The sequence below is a fragment of the Candidatus Nitrosocosmicus oleophilus genome (assembly GCF_000802205.1).
GTDB lineage: Archaea > Thermoproteota > Nitrososphaeria > Nitrososphaerales > Nitrososphaeraceae > Nitrosocosmicus > Nitrosocosmicus oleophilus.
Map to the genome: position 1 here is coordinate 2,194,459 of NZ_CP012850.1, position 16,894 is coordinate 2,211,352.

General features: G+C 33.0%; 16 protein-coding genes and 1 pseudogene. 8 read left to right on the forward strand and 9 right to left on the reverse strand.

The window, feature by feature from the left end; translation table 11 throughout:
• Nucleotides 1–537 precede the first annotated feature (537 nt).
• Entirely contained in the window at nt 538–1,362 is an 825-nt protein-coding gene (locus NMY3_RS10695; RefSeq protein WP_196815847.1) for an ABC transporter permease, read from the reverse strand.
• A 2-nt stretch (nt 1,363–1,364) separates the two neighbouring features.
• Nucleotides 1,365–1,676, reverse strand: coding sequence for a hypothetical protein (locus NMY3_RS10700; RefSeq protein WP_231100020.1), 312 nt, complete (start codon nt 1,674–1,676; stop codon nt 1,365–1,367).
• Nucleotides 1,677–2,296: 620 nt separating this feature from the next.
• Between NMY3_RS10700 and NMY3_RS10705 the strand changes: the two genes are divergently transcribed.
• On the forward strand, nt 2,297–2,443 hold the full coding sequence (locus NMY3_RS10705; RefSeq protein ID WP_196815849.1) for a hypothetical protein: 147 nt from the start codon (nt 2,297–2,299) through the stop codon (nt 2,441–2,443).
• 339 nt (nt 2,444–2,782) lie between these two features.
• On the opposite strand, the gene NMY3_RS10710 is transcribed toward NMY3_RS10705, so the two are convergent.
• Entirely contained in the window at nt 2,783–3,040 is a 258-nt protein-coding gene (locus NMY3_RS10710; protein ID WP_196815840.1) for a four-helix bundle copper-binding protein, read from the reverse strand.
• 659 nt (nt 3,041–3,699) lie between these two features.
• Nucleotides 3,700–4,095, reverse strand: a complete 396-nt coding sequence (locus NMY3_RS10715; protein WP_196815850.1) for a beta-class carbonic anhydrase — start codon at nt 4,093–4,095, stop codon at nt 3,700–3,702.
• A gap of 73 nt (nt 4,096–4,168) precedes the next feature.
• On the opposite strand from NMY3_RS10715, the gene NMY3_RS10720 reads away from it, so the two are divergent.
• Entirely contained in the window at nt 4,169–5,062 is an 894-nt protein-coding gene (locus tag NMY3_RS10720) for an IS5-like element ISThar1 family transposase (protein WP_196815659.1), read from the forward strand.
• A gap of 611 nt (nt 5,063–5,673) precedes the next feature.
• Here the strand turns inward: NMY3_RS10720 and NMY3_RS10725 are convergent.
• The gene (locus NMY3_RS10725; RefSeq protein ID WP_196815851.1) at nt 5,674–5,925 is read right to left on the reverse strand and encodes a hypothetical protein; all 252 of its coding nucleotides are present in this window, start codon (nt 5,923–5,925) and stop codon (nt 5,674–5,676) included.
• A gap of 698 nt (nt 5,926–6,623) precedes the next feature.
• On the opposite strand from NMY3_RS10725, the gene NMY3_RS10730 reads away from it, so the two are divergent.
• The 6 genes and pseudogenes from NMY3_RS10730 (at nt 6,624) to NMY3_RS10765 (ending at nt 12,800) form a co-directional block, all read left to right on the forward strand.
• Complete coding sequence (locus tag NMY3_RS10730) at nt 6,624–7,271, forward strand: hypothetical protein (RefSeq protein WP_196815852.1); 648 nt, start codon at nt 6,624–6,626, stop codon at nt 7,269–7,271.
• A 209-nt stretch (nt 7,272–7,480) separates the two neighbouring features.
• Nucleotides 7,481–7,705, forward strand: coding sequence for a hypothetical protein (locus NMY3_RS10735; RefSeq protein WP_196815853.1), 225 nt, complete (start codon nt 7,481–7,483; stop codon nt 7,703–7,705).
• Nucleotides 7,706–9,142: 1,437 nt separating this feature from the next.
• Nucleotides 9,143–9,313 carry a hypothetical protein gene (locus NMY3_RS10740; protein ID WP_196815854.1) on the forward strand — a complete coding sequence of 57 codons (171 nt, stop codon included), beginning with the start codon at nt 9,143–9,145 and terminating at the stop codon, nt 9,311–9,313.
• A 682-nt stretch (nt 9,314–9,995) separates the two neighbouring features.
• Nucleotides 9,996–10,825, forward strand: a pseudogene (locus tag NMY3_RS17090) (sulfurtransferase).
• 678 nt (nt 10,826–11,503) lie between these two features.
• Nucleotides 11,504–11,980: a hypothetical protein gene (locus NMY3_RS10760; protein ID WP_196815858.1), complete on the forward strand. Its 477-nt coding sequence runs from the start codon at nt 11,504–11,506 to the stop codon at nt 11,978–11,980.
• A 109-nt stretch (nt 11,981–12,089) separates the two neighbouring features.
• Nucleotides 12,090–12,800, forward strand: a complete 711-nt coding sequence (locus NMY3_RS10765) for a hypothetical protein (RefSeq protein ID WP_196815859.1) — start codon at nt 12,090–12,092, stop codon at nt 12,798–12,800.
• Nucleotides 12,801–12,841: 41 nt separating this feature from the next.
• Here NMY3_RS10765 and uvsE read toward each other — a convergent pair whose 3' ends face one another.
• From uvsE to NMY3_RS10785, 4 genes are all read right to left on the reverse strand, one after another.
• Nucleotides 12,842–13,792, reverse strand: coding sequence for a UV DNA damage repair endonuclease UvsE (gene uvsE, locus NMY3_RS10770; RefSeq protein ID WP_196815860.1), 951 nt, complete (start codon nt 13,790–13,792; stop codon nt 12,842–12,844).
• A gap of 25 nt (nt 13,793–13,817) precedes the next feature.
• Nucleotides 13,818–14,129 carry a hypothetical protein gene (locus NMY3_RS10775; protein WP_196815861.1) on the reverse strand — a complete coding sequence of 104 codons (312 nt, stop codon included), beginning with the start codon at nt 14,127–14,129 and terminating at the stop codon, nt 13,818–13,820.
• A 195-nt stretch (nt 14,130–14,324) separates the two neighbouring features.
• Nucleotides 14,325–14,894 (reverse strand): hypothetical protein, encoded by a 570-nt coding sequence (locus NMY3_RS10780; RefSeq protein ID WP_196815862.1) that lies wholly within the window; start codon nt 14,892–14,894, stop codon nt 14,325–14,327.
• 162 nt (nt 14,895–15,056) lie between these two features.
• Nucleotides 15,057–16,517 (reverse strand): TIGR01777 family oxidoreductase, encoded by a 1,461-nt coding sequence (locus NMY3_RS10785; RefSeq protein WP_196815863.1) that lies wholly within the window; start codon nt 16,515–16,517, stop codon nt 15,057–15,059.
• Between the last annotated feature and the right edge of the window lie 377 nt (nt 16,518–16,894).

Sequence of the window (16,894 nt, forward strand, 5' to 3'; positions counted from 1 at the left end):
GTAGTTACATTGTTGGTCTTAAAATAATGGCTGTTTCAATTACGAATGATATTACATATTCATACAAACACCATCAAATAAGATCTTTCAATATTTTTTATTCCATTCTAAACTTGAACAAACTATTAAAGTTAAAAGGTTGATATCACAAAGAACGAATTTTTTTAGTGGTTTTTAATTTTTAATAATGTATACTTTGATATGACTATGAAGATATCTCGCGTAAATAGAAAATTTTTCGTGTATAAAAACAATATTATTACTTTTTGGTCGTAGAATAGGTAGCGCAGTGCTACGACTGTGTAAGAATACTTGTTCATGCAAATTACAGATTAGGGCGATTAGGTAAGTTGATTTTCTTCTTCCAAACGTCCTAGTCTGTAATTATGAAAAATTAATGTTAAATTTGATTCCATTTGTCTTACATAAGACAAACGATCATAAACTCATTCTCTATAACAAAATCGTTTAGTTAATGCAGGGCATTAATAACCCTCTGCAATTCATAAAAAAGAACATTATGTAATGGATATTGCTTTATTTATTCTCGATATCATGCTCCTGTCTTAATCCCCATTTCTCTCTTACCTTATCTTCTAGTTTTGCAAAGATTACTTTGTCAAATAGCATTCCTAATGCGAAAATAGTAATCATAGATGCTATTATGTTATCCATCAGCTGAAATTCTCTACCCACTAACAGTATATGTCCTATCCCTACCGCAGCAGCCATTAGTATTTCCGCTCCAATCAAAGCGTGCCAAGCAAATGACCACGCTTGTTTTATTCCTATTATTAATGCAGGTGTGGCTGCTGGTATCATTAAATATCTAAATAATGAGAAACCCTTGGCTCCCATATTTCTTGCAGCCTTTAGATATATGGGCGGTATGTTTCTTATTCCACTATATGCTGAGATCATTACTGAAAATACTGAACTCATTATAACTACAAATAATATTCCAATATCATTTAGACCGATAAGCAGGATAGCAAATGGCACCCAAGCAACACTAGGAAAAGACTGCAATCCTACCGCAAAGGAACTCATTGTTTTTCCAAAACCGCCAAATCTTACCATTGCAAGTCCCACACAAACTCCAATTCCTATTGAAGCAGCAAAACCAATCAAAAGCCTGTAAAGGGTCATTCCGATGCTTATAGTCAAAGTGCTATCTAGAATTAGGTCATAAAACGATCCTACTACCATGATAGGAGAAGGTAGTGAAACTTTTGGCCAAATACCACTTAAATATGCCAGTTGCCATAGGCCAATAAAAACTGCAATAAATAAAACAGTATTAGCGAAAACTTCCAGATCTACTTTAGTCTTTAAGGGAGATTTTTTTTGTAGCTCTAACATGATTAATTCGGGCTTAAAAGCGAAATAATTTGTTCATCATCTGCAAGTTTTAGACCTAATTCACAATGGTTAATAAAGAACCATTCAGATTCCAATAGTGTTTCTCTTGAAATTGATTCGACTAAGAGATGATCGATTTTGCGCTGAGAAGGGACACTTAGGTCAGGTTCTATATTTAGTAATGCACTTTTTTCATATCCAAAAGGATCTCCAATAGCAACAAATCCTCCTTTTTTTACCTTTGAACTTAATTTGTCAATGACAGCAAGTCTAGTGGTATCATTATTATTGGGAACAAATAATTCCTTTGACATATTTTGAAGATCTAAAAAAGGATTGTTAATAGATTGTAGATGATTCACTAAGTTCGACATTTAATTTATAACAAAGTGTTATAATATAATTGAAATCTTATGTGCAGTATTAGCAGTTTAATGCAAGATCTACCAGTATCGACTGCATACCTCGTCTATAACTTCGAAAAAGGTAATTAAAACCTTATATCCTCTACAGGGAAAAATAAATATTCTTCACTCTGAAAAATCAAAAATCTTTTGACCCGTCATCATACTGAAAATGGACATTGCGGAAAAATATTTTAACTCACTGATTTAGTAACTACATTTCTGACTCTCTTGTATTGGTTAACTCTGATTAGATTATGGCAATTGAATAAAGAAATATCCTTTGCTGGTTAAAGCTAGCCAAATTAAAAAGGATAATAAATAAGATAAATTATGAGTGTCTTTTATTTGAAAAAGTTTGATCCTCAACAGGGTTTTGAAGTAACTATCATTCATTATACAGTATAAGAGATAACTGTACCAAATCAGTATTGAATAACTAACACAACAATTCATGCTATTTATGCATCCTTATGACCAAAATGTCACAGATCCTAGAATAAATATACAATTTCCATGCTTTATTTCATATGAAAAAGGCATCAAAATCTCAAATGATAGAAGCCGTATATTCCCATTACACGAATCCTGGTAACCTAGGTAATGAAAAAACTGAGAAAGAATTTGAAAAAATGGAGATAGCAGCAGCTTTGGCTCATATTTACGGATATGGTTAGTACTGAGATGAATTACTGATCCAGCCACTAAAGTCTCAATATTTACTCCGTACCTAAAATTGTGGATCTTTATTCAAACTGAATTATCTTATACTACACGTAACAAAGGTACCAATTTTTAAAAGGAGGAATTAACATGCCTCCAAAAGTCTGCATGAATCAACATTCGGGTGTTAAAATTGCACTCATTTTAAGGTTATATTAAGATCTACAGATTAAGTGATTTAATTTATTGAAACAATAATATTGGATTCTTAGAGAATCAGTCCATCAAAAAAGAACTAATCCAAAGTATTTGATTGGATAACACAAAAAAGGTTCAGATGTTTTATGAAAAAATTATCTCATCATGTTTCTACATTCTTGGGCACATTTCTTACACATTTCAGCACATTCTTTACATGCTTCCATTTTGTTACCCATTTTTTCACATTCCATTGCACATGCATCACATATTGTAGCACACATTTCACACATTTGCTTTGAGTATTCGCTACCTCGAGCCATCATCATTGCTGTCATTGTACACATCAGAGCACAGTCTCTGCACATCATCATACATCGACCCATCATTCCGGCCATTTCGGTGTTAGACATACATTCAGTACAACAGGCTTCGCACATCATTGCGCATTCATTGCAAGTATCAATACAAGTTTGGTTTTTTTGATTAATAAGAGAAGTGTTCATGCATTTAATATCTTAAAATTATTATATAAATCTTTCTAAAAAATACGTCATTTATGTAAAAGATATGCGAGAATAGCGTATAAATGACAAAAAAATAAAATATTTATAAAAAATGTATGTGATTTAAACGCATAGCGATATACATATTAGGCAGATTTTGTCTGTCTATCGATTCATTAATCTTGGACTTTATAATATACCGGCTATCCCAAGAAAATATCAACTTAATACTGTTTGGATCATTGTCTGATTTTTTAGGGATAATTTGTCTAGACAGATCATACTTTCTAACCAATATAATAAAGGGTAACGACTCATCTTTTAAAAGTTCAAATTCAAAAATGTAAAGTTATATTCTAGGGAGCTAATATCTAACAAAAAAAATTAAATGAACTATGGACTATTTATCTTTCTGTCCCATTAATTTTATGAAAATATGAGTATGAGAAACTCAAAGACCAAAACTATTAAGTTATTTCCTTTATTCGGCCAGTTTTTACATCATACACGAACCCATTTACAGAAACAGTGTCAGCGAGGAATGGAGTTTTACGAATTTTTTCGACCTATCTTTTTACATTTTCCTCTAAATTGTCAAAAGTATGAAATACTATGCCTGAAGCGTTTGATTTGTATTTCTCTGAGATTTTCTTTTGCAGGTCTTCGTCACTAAAGGTCAACATACCACAGTCTGTGTGGTTTATTACAATGAATTCTTCTGTCCCGAGTAATTCATGGGATATGATCAAAGAGCGTATAGCATCATCTGTAGCAATTCCGCCGGCATTCCTAATGATATGAGCTTCGCCGATCCCCAATCCTAATAATTCATTTACATTCAATCGTGCGTCCATACAAGACAGGACGGCAATTTTTTTTGATGGAGGTATGGACAAATCTCCATCCTTGAAACTTTCAGCATATTTCTTATTCTGAGATTTTATCGACTCCAATTGTGTCATATAATAAAGCAATTACCAAATGCTTTGTCGCCTAACTCAACATATTTAGCTGGAATGAACAGATTGATTATTTGTGATAGACTGGCCCTCTTACAATCGCTCATTAGTTCAACGCGGTGAGATCCTCTTCTCGTATGATTTCCTTGATGGTTGGGGTTCAGAGATAGAGAATATGAATATAAACAAAAAGGGTAAACCATTTGTATTTCCAGATTCTTTCATCTTGGCCATTGGTTACATTCGCTATTTATTTCACCTACCATACAGACAAACCCAAGGTATAATTAAGGCCACAGGAAAAAGGTTACCTGCTAATCCACCAAGTTATGGTCACATCTGTAAACGAATCAACAAGCTAAACATCGATATTAAAAGAGACAAGATGGATGACGATGATGACCTAATAATATCAATAGACAGTACAGGTATCAAGATTACTAACAGAGGTCAGTGGATGGATGAGAAATGGAATACACAAAATAGAAAAGGATATCTCAAGATCCACGTTGCTGTAGACATAAAGACCAGGAAAATCATTGCTTTGGAAGTGACAGATGAGAAGGTACATGATGGGAAAATGCTAAAGAAACTAGTCAATCATGTTTTGGATTCGAGAGAACCAAACACTGTAAAGATAAAATCGGTACTAGCTGATGGAGCCTATGATTCAAATCCAAACTTTGTGTATCTTGAGGACAAAAAGATCAATCCAGGTATAAAGGTAAGAAGGAACTCTATTGTTTCTCCTAAAAACAATAGGTTAAGGAACAACGAAGTAAAGTTACAAGCAAAGGATCTGTTGAAATGGAAGACAAAAAGAAAATACGGACAGAGATGGATATCTGAAACTGTGTTCTCAGCTATAAAGAGAATGTTTGGTGAATACACATCAGCAAACAGGTTTCAAAACATGGTAAAGGAGATCATGATAAAAGTATCATTGTATAACATTTTTAGAAGAATATAACATGATGATCATGATGATAACCGGAGAATAAGGAATTATGCAACAAAGCAATTACCAAACATAAAATTACCTTCCGAAATAGGTCATTTAGGTCTTTTTTATGTGATAATTTCATCTTGGTCTTTAAATTAGCGTATGTCATGCTTGTTTCATGCAGGGTCTCCTTTAGCAAATCATGTTTCCTACGGCCAAAAAATTTGGGGTCATGATGTTATGGTTATACGAGATGGTAGGCAAGCCAAACGCTTGATATACCAAATCACACTTTAGCTCACAATCAAGGCTGAGTAGGAAAATGGATTGGAAGTCTAGGAAACAATGGGTAAATAAATCCACATTTTCTCAATGAATAACCGAATTTTGCGTTATTTATGTATTACAATCAAATCATGAAACTGATTTGCTATTCTCAGACCTTAACTAATCTTCTCATCATACCAGAATCGTACCAATGCTTGGAAATTCTCAATTCTTCGCAAACTAATCGTATTTTAAAATTACTTCAAGTAGGTCCTGTTCCTGTCAAGGACAGACAATATTTATTTCCAAATCGTGATTTCAAATTGTATGATTAGTTATTATCTGACTCCATTTAAGACCCTATATAGAAATTATGGTGTTTGAAGGCTTAGCGTAATTTGTAATTGAGAAATCTCTTTGTCTATGATTTGTGTGTCTTCGTTGGATCTTATGTATTTTGAAAGATTCCTGCAAGATTGGATTTGAGCTCGATAGATTTCTGTCTTTTCCAAATAAAGGCTATTAAGAGGTTCTATGAATGAATATAGGATTTCTCTCCTTTTGGAATTACCGCCAATTTTTGCATCTAATTGAAATAAGGTTTCTACTTCTGTTTCCTTCATCATTCTTACCTTCTATGTCTATTGTATTTTATCGATTTGTGAACTGGTTTGTCAGCTTTACTTTCTAAACAGGGAGTCATTGAAACGTAAAAAAGACTGTTTTTTTTCTTGGCTAACATTATTTTAGGCATGTATATGAATATAAGAAACGTATACATAAAAAGGATTTTAAATATGCAAAAAAAGACAAAACCAAACAGACTACAATCTTGATTTGCATTAATTTCTCTTTTCTGCTTAATTTCACATAAATCTAAATTCAAAAATAATAGATAAGTATAAACAAAATTCGTTCCAATCATGTTACTTTTTCCTAATTAGTATGGACGTAATTACAATACCAAATTCTAATCAGGTTAAAACGCTATGACAGTTATTTAAAAAAAGGAAGCTCACTTCATCTATGATATATCAACGAAGTAAATTGGTAATGAAAAAGAAACTATGGAAATAAAAATATTAAAAATCATCAAAAGTACTGTATCTATTCTCTGTTCTATATTACTCAATATTTATTATGTTATCTTCTATATCAGACTATTTCAGAGACATTTATATTTCAAATAAATTAACAACAAATAATACTCGTTATTGATGCTATGAATTAGCGACGTACATAATTTGCATATAACAACAGAATTTTTCATATATCAGAATGATATTAAGTATCAGTAGTATTATTAATCTAGTGATAATTAATGTCATTCGGAATTTTCAAAGAAATTGAAAGACTAGTCGAATATATTCCAATCGAGACGGATATGGATGGGATTGGCAAATTATCAAGTGATATAGATATTGATTCTCCATTTTATTTTGAAGATCTTGACAGAATAGCGGTAAGACTAGGAGTCTTGGAAATTGGAAAAAACACCATAAGTCTACGAGACATTATCAGGCTATTAAACAAGTTTTTGAAAGATGCAAGAGTTGAGGAGTTTGTTGAAAGTCCAAGAAAATATAAAATATTGTTGACTAGTGGTTCTGGTTTGCCGCTAAAAAATTTATTGTTTGAATTTAGTCTCTCAGCTTTAGCTGGGGATAAGTTAGATGCAAAAATATATTTAACTCACACATATCATATTTTGGGACTCAGAAGAAGCTTTGTTCTACTCCTCTCGATAATTGTAAATGAAATTGAGAACATAAAATATGATACTGACGTAAGAGTATTATTCACACTTTTAGCGCTGATGTCGGAACCGAATAATGTTGATATTCATTTTAGTATAGATGAAGATGGGTTTAGCAAAAGATATAGCGAATACTTACAGGAACTCCAAAAATTAACATTACCTACAAAAGGTAAAGATCCAATTAATCTTCATTCCATAAAATCATATTAGAACGATAATAATTTTTTGATCTCATATTAATATTTTTTATCTCATTTTATTCCAGTTAAATTAGTCTAAATTGTAATCATAAATTATATAATAAACGAAATAGGTTCAGATCTTACGGGGTTATATAATGAATGTGAAAATTTCACACCATTCTAAATTATTTTGCATATTTAACATTAGTAATATACAGGTTAAATCAATTAATCATAATGGAAAATAAAGAAATTTCATATAAAAAATATTTAGGACTGGCAGCTGTTATTTTTGCAGTAGTACTAGTAACTAGTAACTTCGGTGTTGCTTTCTCACAAAACAATACCGATGAGTTCGTAAATCTAAATTTGACGGGTGGTGACGTCCTCACAAGCCCTAATTCAACTGAGACAGATGCTAGCTCTAACGGGACCGGTTCTAATTCAACATATGCCCCATAATAGACAATTGTTCTAAACAATCACCTTTTTTTTAATACTAATAATTTTTGCGTTACTAATCCCTGTACTTCCTGAGAAAGCGGTAACAAATAATACTGACTATTATGATCACAATACATAAAACCTGCAATCTATGAAGTTCGATTTATTTGCTAAATATGAGATCAATTTACCCATAAACCGATAAACCTACACATATCACAAGTATATTATTACCAAATTACTATTATTACTTTATCGCATTCTAGCAGATGCGGTACAAGAACTTAAATCATGCATATTGCAGGCAAGGTAGGCGCAAAAAATGATGAAAAATAAAAATCTCTCATGGTAGTAACATCGTAGTCAAGTGCTGTAAGCTTGCCTCTACTTTCCTGCAATATTTTATTCTTTAAAAGTTGTTAACATTATTTAGTATGGATAGTTAAACAATTGAAATCCTAAGGAGTGATTAAATATGACACTTGGATTTTTCTCAAAAATAGATTGTAGTAATATGGTGCACTTAAACAAAACAGTACAATTAGCCGTCTATCTCATAACTGTATTTATTACTTCTACGACAAAAGATAATAAATATACACTTTTGATTCGAAAGCAATCTAGAAAGATATCGTACACAAGACAATAAACTTGAAATGGTTTATTTCATTCGGGTTGTATGACTTTAGTGAATCTAGATTGGATCCATCAAAGTCAGATTCAGAGCATGGTCATGCGTTAACTAAGTTTTTTTACCGGTTAACCCCTAAAATTGAACCTGACTATGTGAGAACTCTTGTTTATTCCCAGGGTTTATGTTAACCATTTAGAAACTGACCAAGTAGTTGCTTCAACATAGCCATTTTCAAAAAGACTATTCAATAGGCATAATCAAAAGTTGGTTAGTGTCGTATGAAATAGTAAAGGCGTCAATTGGAAGTTCACGTTGGGAACTTTCTCATGCTTTTGTATCTTTCTTATGGTAGCAGCTGTTTTATCAATCAAAAACTTGGTTAGGAGAACCCTCGCTTCAGTCATTTGATTTGAATATGTGAGCAACACGAATTAATTTTTCTTTTATAGACACTTATTACACGATTGTAGCCTCTACCATTTCATTACAGTATCAGGCTTTTGAGACCTGATAATTTTCGCCTATTTCTAAGAGTCTGAGTCTGAGTGCAAGTATAGTAAGCACATTTGTTATTTATTTCAGATCTAAATTATCATTTTGTATTCTCAGGATTGAAACTAACAAATGATTTGCTCTCGTAGTTACTCAACGTATAACTTGTCTACCTGCTACTCATATCCCTCATTCATAAAAACCTGTAAGATACTAGCACTGTTTAGGAAATGAGTTACCGGTTTTTGAAATATGAAACTGACTCTTAATAACCACATTGACGGATTTCTGTACTAGGCATTTAAAGTATGTTGCACTTATATCATTACATGACATCTGACGAATTTGAAAATAAAAAAAGAGACACTAAGAATGCTCTAGATGAAGCAGGAGATAAACTAGAAGCAGGTGCAAAAGCAGTAGCAAATAAGCTCGGTGATACTGACAAAGACATCGGAACAGAGTATAAAAAAGAAAAGTTAAAAGAAGATTTGAAATAAGAAATTTATTTCAAATTTATAGTTTATAGTCTTTATCAATCAGAGATAAGCCACTCATTAGAGTCATTTTTGATAGTTATACGATTAATTACTAGAATATTTCCATATTAATTGTCAAAAATAAAAAATTACAAAAATAGTATTAGTTAATGTTGTTTAATATATATTCCATTAATCTGTTACTAGACGCCGAATAGTAATCAAGGTTTTCACTCATGCACTCGGGACATTTATAGGAAAGAATCAGTCTACTATGGCTAATCACACCAATTGAAGAATGATAATAGCAAGTTTTGCAGCGAATAATTTGTGTCTGTCCTTGTCCATTTATGATCTTTTCATATGGTGACTGATTGTTGGACTGTGTTCTTCGTTCACCTCTTACAACTTTTTTTTGTATTTTTTGTATCCTCTTATTCCTGTCTGACTTTGTGAGTACGGATTTTGTCAAATACATAGGTAATATAACAGATAATTATGATTTAATTAGATCTCTACGAGCAATGAAAAACACATATGTGAAAATTATGCCATAAAATATTCTATTTACTTCTAGGCGAGTATTCTTCAAAGAAGAAGATAAAAACCGATGCATAATTCTCACATATCTGCAACAAAATACTCCAACCAAAGCAAAGATATCATATGAACACTCAATTTAGATATGACACAAACAACTAAAATGGAATATTCCCATCCGGAAGTACTGGTTGACACACAATGGGTTGAGGAACATTTAAACGATCCTAATATAAGAATAGTAGAAGTCGACTATGATTCTCTTACTAATTACCATCTAGGTCATATTCCAGGAGCAATTCTACTTGAATGGAAAAAAGACATTAACCATCCACTCTCAAGGGACATTCTCACTGCAGAAAGTTACAAAAATATCATTCGTAAGCTTTGCCTTGACGATGATAAATCCACCGCGATTATCTTGTACGGAGACTTCAACAATTGGTTCGCAACATTCGCTTTCTGGGTCTTTAAGTATTATGGATATGAAAACTTAAAACTGTTAAATGGTGGAAGAAAAAAATGGCTTGATGAAGACAGACCTATTTCAAAGAAAACAGTCGCTTTTTCTAAGGGTAAGTTCGACCTCTCTGAATCTTTCAAGCCTATTTCAAAAATCAGGGTTTATGTTTCAGACATCAGATTCTCTGGTAAGCAGAAGGAGGTTTCAGATTAGAATAGTAGATGTGAGGAGTCCACAGGAATATACTGATGAGATAACTTCACCTCCCGAATACCCTACTGAACATGCGCAAAGGCCAGGTCATATCCCTGGAGCTCAGAATATAACCTTGGGCACAGGTTCTAAACGAGGATGGCACATTCAAATCTGCTAAGGAGTTATCCGATATTTATCGTTCAAGGGATATTTTGCCATCTAATGAGGTGATTACTTATTGCAGAATCGGAGAGCGATCATCTCATTCATGGTCTGTTTTAAAATATCTTCTAGGGTATCCGGACGTTAAGAATTACGATGGCTCATGGACATAGTGGGGAAATCTAATTGGAAATCCAATCGAAAAGGAAATATTATTGGAAGCAAAAACACCAATATCACAAACAAGATGAAGCAAATAACAAAAAGAACCTTGCTGGATACCAAAGAATATTTTTTTTGATTTGTCATGAAATCCAACTTTATATTTATTTAAAACGATGCAACATTATGTTACTAATAAAGGTATTACTGTGACATCGTATTGACTAAACCAATTTGGTCTAACCCGTTTATAGCACTCTACGTTTTTCGAATTGGTGAGAAATTCGCAACAATTAATATCATTTTCTTGTTTGATTCAGCTCAGTACCACGTATACAGGGGCTTACTAACTAAGTTGTTATGAATTGGTATCTTGAATGAAATTGGCAGAGTTATTCAAAACATAATATGTTTTCAAATTGAGAAAATTATACTTCAAATGATATATGAGAAAATTAAACCAAAGGAACTTTGGGTAAGAATGATCCGAGTCATAGATTCTATATTCATCGGTATGTTATACACTTGGGTTGATGGAAAAACTCATTTTCAAATAATGTTTCTGCTCTCAACATAACCGATGAATTCATCCGTTCTAAGATATTACTAATGACGCTAGTCAATACCGACGTAAGTAGATTTATTAATTTCGCCAAGGTTCTAGTCCCTAAATTAGTAGGTTAACAGGATTGCGAATAGGAAAATTATATAATAAATACAAGGATTATGTCTTATTTAACAAAAACATACTAATTTCAGGGATTTTTGCATTCTTTGCGGGGGCTATCTTTACACAATTTTTTTCTGAATTCAGTTCTGATAGTCTTTCAAACTCAATTGTTACTCTAATATTGGAGTATTGTGTTTACATTCCGATTTTTTCATATTTATTCTATTTGGACAATAAGTCTCGCTATGTTGACAAAGAGACTGGTAAAAAAAATTACAATGAAATTAGGACAGATATCAAGAAGCTAATTGCAGCTTTTGCGATTTCTGAAACTATATATTCAGTTTCGAAAGTAGTGCTGCATTATCAATTATTGAGCCTCGGATTTATTGAACCTTATCAGACTTCGATGATAGCTTCCATTATTGCCTGGATCATTTTCCTCTTGGTCATTAATCTTAGTATAAAAGCAGTACACCTCTTTAAATCAAAATAGATCATTGAAATTAGAACAATACTCTAATTTAGGAGAACTTGTCTAAATTAGACGAATTATTGTCAAACCTCCCTGTTATTAATATTACCCATCGATATTAAATAAAGGCATGAGAATTGGTGCGGGGATTGTATTTTTTGATGACGCTAAAGGCTTGCAAAGATGCCTACACTCAATTGCATCCAACGTTGATTTAGTCATAACAATTGATGGAAAGTTTAAAGAATTTGAAGAAGACTATGACATTAGCATTGATGGTTCTAGAGAGGTTGTAGAGTCATTTCCTAATGCTATGTATTATTGTTATCCTAATATTACAGAGATAGAAAAAAGAAACAAGTATCTAGAGATCGCTGCTAAACTGGGAATTGATTTTTTGATTGTAATAGATTCAGATGAGTATGCTGTAATCGATAAAGAGGAACTGAGGAGAAATTTACATTTCATAAAAGCAGGGAAAGAACTATCGGAAGCTTGCAACGAATTTATTCCTGAAGTCTATGGGATAAAGATGTATGATGAGCAATATGAAAAACAGAACTTGATTATAGAAAGATATAACGAAAGGTTGCTTTACAAACCAGGATATCTTCGATATTCTGCAATTCACAGTAATTTAATAGATATCAATAACAGGAATAGGAATTTTACTACGTCAAAATACACTGGAGAAATCGATGGTATCACACTATATAATGATGATCGTCTTAGAAGTTCAAGTTATATTAACAAAAGTTTAAAGTATCAAACCTATCTGTTTGATTCTGAGAGACTAGAACGAAAAAGAATAGTGGGATATGAGACATTAAGATATAAATAAAACCCTGGCTTTTCCCTAAAAATTATTTTGGGAGAAAACCTCTACCTTGAATCCAAATTTAACAATTCTTTGTGAATTTGTTGTGCTCTTGCAGCACTCTTTTCCTTGTCTTTTATTTCAAGCATCAAGTCGTAACTAAAATCTATTGTAGAATATAAAAAATTCTTGAACTTGGTTTCATCCAGAGTACTGGCGTGTTTTCCTTTCCTAGAATTTGGTTCCTGATTACTATAGTCCATCATTATTATACCATCTTTGTTTTTGTTCCAAGTCTTTCCCGCAGACGTTATGGCATTTTGAACTGATTGACCATCATTGAAACATTCGTGGTGAAATACATCCAGCAACACAGGGACATTTGTTTTGTCATATATTTTTAGACAATCATTTAAGCTAAAACGAAAATCATCATTTTCTATGACCAGTCTTGACTTTACAGCATCAGTCAAGAGTGTATTGTAGTTTTTGATGAACCTATCCGAAGAGGCTATTTTGTCATTATAAGTCCCTCCAACGTGGATCTGAATTTTTGCAGTATTGTCTAGATTCATTGTGTTGAGAAAGGCAATTTGGTAATTGATTTCTCTTAATCCGGCTTTTACAACTTCCTTATTAGGTGAATTCAATATGACAAATTGGTCTGGGTGCATCGATATTCTAATTTTATTTTCTTTAACAATTTGACCTATACTAATCAAATCTTTCTCGAAATAATTTTCCCAATCAAATTTGCATATTGGATGTGAAGCAAATGGTATTATGTCAGAACTGATTCTAAAAAACAGGAAGTTATGGTGAATATTATATCTCAGGATTTCTCTCAATACATCCAGATTATAACTAACCGCCTTGACTAAGTTTTCTTCAGAATAAGATGATAATCTAAAGGTGGATATGGTTTTTTTTCCTAATGATTGGTTAATGCATGGATATCCTATTTTCATATCCTCAGACTTTATCTTCGAAATAATGTTGGAGATTTGTTCTGACAACGAATGATTCGCCCTTTGTATCAACTTAGAAAATCATTTTGGCTATTATTACCAGGGACCTTTTGATATTTGATGTTTTGTTTTTCGGGTCAGTTATAGGGTATAGTCTCAGGGTTATTTTGTCTGACTTTTTTATCAACTGAATAAAGTAATTTTGGGAAAATCCCGATTCGATTGTAATTGTGTTTATGAGTATAGTATCTTTGGAAGTATTTTGAAATGATTCCTTAAAATTATAAATGCATCCACCATCGAAGTTGCTTCTAATAATACGACCCTTAAAGTTTGTATGAATTAGGTCAAAGTTGACTCGACTACTTATAATAATGTGAGGCATATCCAAGAATGTGCTATTTTATTGTTGACCTTTGAACAACACTAAAATTGGACAAACAAAAATCTTGTTGACATTTTTCTCAAAACTTTATACTTTGTCGTAAAACGGGAAAAAAGATGATTTAATGCCACTAATACCACTGAGAATAAATCTAATCCTAATGAAAACATGATGCAATGAAGATATATTTTCTAGTCAATAGTTCATTCTCACAGCTGAGGAGGTTTTGAGTTCCATTAGTCTACCCGAAATGTATCCCAAAAGTACGCCGTAAATTATATGAAAAGCTAGGGAACCCATTATGATTACCGGGTAAAGGCCTTCAAAGTTTGTAACTAGAGAATATACATACTGATTAGGTGTCATAGAATTTCTAAACGAAACGATCATCGGCTGGATAATAAATGTCGCTACTGGTACAAATAACAATGTCCATAATATTACTCCTACAATAATGCCAGTTACCATCCCATGCTTTGCATTATAAGGAGAGATACGTCGCCAAAATATAGACACTTGACCAAATATGTTACCAGCAATGGTACCTGTTAATATATGTAAAGTAAAACCAATCAAAGCAGCCGTAGCCGGATCATAGAAACCCAATGAAACTCCTATCATTCCAAAAAATGAGCCAGGTGGGGTTTGAGAGATAACATCTATTGAAACCAACAATCCTGATATTCCCCACGATGCAATGAAACCTGCTAGGGAACAGTAAAGTATAAATAATTTTGGAGATTCCTCAATTTTGGATTTTAGCATAGCCTGATATGGTTAATCTATTATTTAAGAAATAGCAAAAACGATACCATAATGCCTAACTCTTTCAAATAATTTTATTATCTCATGAGTTTCTAAGGAAAGGTTCTCATATCGACCATTACATGTGAAAGTCTTTTTTTATTTTTGAAAAATTACTTGAATTTATCGACTCTCCAGGATTCCACGCTCCGTTTTAGTATTGATCTGGCGCCCCAAAAGTAGTCTAACCGCATCTTCTAAACAGGGACTCATGAAGGGATAACCAGCCGACAATAGCTTTTGAGGTTTAACAACTCCATTGGATTCACTAATCGTGTCGGCGAAGTCTCCAAGTGCTAGTTCCATGAATCTGGGCCCAAATCTCAAAAAAATCTGATTTTCTTGTATTTTTGAAATTATTTTAAAAAAATCTGAGGATTTTGCAGGGTTGGGAGACACCATGTTAATGGGACCACGCATGGTAGTGTTATCAATTGCATACATGATTCCTCCTATGACATCTTCAATAGAAACCCAATTAAAAATGTTACTTCCGTTACCAAACGTAATACCAGTTTTTAAGCAGGAAGCAAGATCAAGTATTTTCAAGATTCCACCTTTTGGAGACAATATGAGACCAAACCGTGCATTTACTACTCTGATACCTATAGATTCTACAGATTTGGCACGGTCTTCCCAGTCGACACACAGGTTTGCTAGGAACCCGTGTCCTGGCATGGATTCCTCCGTGACAACTTCTTCACCTCGACTTCCATAATATCCAATTGCCGAAGCACACAACAGCGTTGAAGGGGGTTTTTTAAGGTTCTTAATACCATCGCAGAGTAGTTCGGTCGTCTTGACACGGCTATCGTGTATTCGTTTTTTCTTTTTCTTTGACCATCTACCTCCTATACTTTCTCCAGATAAATGGATTATAGTGTCAAATCCTTCTAGGTCATTATGGGCCACTATTCCAGTTTCAGGATCCCAAACCCTGAAATTTGAACTGTTACCATTATCGGAGTATTTAGAAGAAGGTCTTATTAATCTTGAAATTTTGTGTTCTCCGGCAGCCTCCAGCAAAGGGATTAGGGCAGACCCAATCAAACCGGTAGATCCGGTAATTAAGATTCTTTTTCCCTTATTCTCTTTTAGCAGCTCCCATAATTTCATATCATTTTGAAGTATTCGGTGACGGTAACTGAACATTTCTTTTAGGGTTTTATTGAGTTGTTTCCTTAAAATATTGAATCTATTAAATCCGTAAGGTAGGGAATACTCTATTTTGTCCTCCAACATACATCCGCCTAATGCATTAGGAGTAAATGAGTGGGTATGTCTCCAAGATTTTAGAGGTCCTCTAATCATTTCATCTTGAAATACTTGATCTTGAACATATCCAAAGTGCTTTGCGATCCATCTTAATTTAAAAGGCCCACATTGGAGCTCTAGGATGCAAGTTTCCCCAATTCCAAGTCCATTGTTCCGTTTAATGATTTTTAGCAAGCCCCATGGGGGAATCAGTCTATCTATGGCTTTATTTCTAGCATGGTAGTTGAAAACATCATGTACCGGGAAAGGAATTTCAACCCGTTTAATAAAAATTGAGGTATTGCTTGAGTTATCCGCTAAATGTTTCAATAAGACAATATAATATGATACCCACGTTAATCTATTTTTTTGTGACGAAATTCTGTTGTTAGCAGCAGAGAATTGTACATTTTTAAAATTATTTACATGTATTAGCCAAACTGAGTCTTTACCCTTGAGCTGTTTTTTTTTTGCAAAAATTGATAATATTTCTGATTTAATACTCCACCGGCAATAATGACCTTCTCAAAGAGAAGTAGGAAACCATTGCGTATTTTGAGGCGATTTTGAGGTATCATGAAACACAAAGACTAAGGGAGGATATGGTACCGTCAATTCAGGTTGAGTTGGTTAAATAACTAATTATTAGAAACAAAGAAAGAAGTTGAATTGGTTAATGAACCGACCAGTACTTTGGTTTTTATGTC

What these genes read in the sequence shown, in the direction of transcription:
- NMY3_RS10695 (WP_196815847.1), bottom strand. Translation starts at nt 1,362, where the DNA reads ATGTTAGAGCTACAAAAAAAATCTCCCTTAAAGACTAAAGTAGATCTG.
- NMY3_RS10700 (WP_231100020.1), bottom strand. Translation starts at nt 1,676, where the DNA reads ATGTCAAAGGAATTATTTGTTCCCAATAATAATGATACCACTAGACTT.
- NMY3_RS10705 (WP_196815849.1), top strand. Translation starts at nt 2,297, where the DNA reads ATGAAAAAGGCATCAAAATCTCAAATGATAGAAGCCGTATATTCCCAT.
- NMY3_RS10710 (WP_196815840.1), bottom strand. Translation starts at nt 3,040, where the DNA reads ATGTCTAACACCGAAATGGCCGGAATGATGGGTCGATGTATGATGATG.
- NMY3_RS10715 (WP_196815850.1), bottom strand. Translation starts at nt 4,095, where the DNA reads ATGACACAATTGGAGTCGATAAAATCTCAGAATAAGAAATATGCTGAA.
- NMY3_RS10725 (WP_196815851.1), bottom strand. Translation starts at nt 5,925, where the DNA reads ATGAAGGAAACAGAAGTAGAAACCTTATTTCAATTAGATGCAAAAATT.
- NMY3_RS10730 (WP_196815852.1), top strand. Translation starts at nt 6,624, where the DNA reads ATGTCATTCGGAATTTTCAAAGAAATTGAAAGACTAGTCGAATATATT.
- NMY3_RS10735 (WP_196815853.1), top strand. Translation starts at nt 7,481, where the DNA reads ATGGAAAATAAAGAAATTTCATATAAAAAATATTTAGGACTGGCAGCT.
- NMY3_RS10740 (WP_196815854.1), top strand. Translation starts at nt 9,143, where the DNA reads ATGACATCTGACGAATTTGAAAATAAAAAAAGAGACACTAAGAATGCT.
- NMY3_RS10765 (WP_196815859.1), top strand. Translation starts at nt 12,090, where the DNA reads ATGAGAATTGGTGCGGGGATTGTATTTTTTGATGACGCTAAAGGCTTG.
- NMY3_RS10775 (WP_196815861.1), bottom strand. Translation starts at nt 14,129, where the DNA reads ATGCCTCACATTATTATAAGTAGTCGAGTCAACTTTGACCTAATTCAT.
- NMY3_RS10780 (WP_196815862.1), bottom strand. Translation starts at nt 14,894, where the DNA reads ATGCTAAAATCCAAAATTGAGGAATCTCCAAAATTATTTATACTTTAC.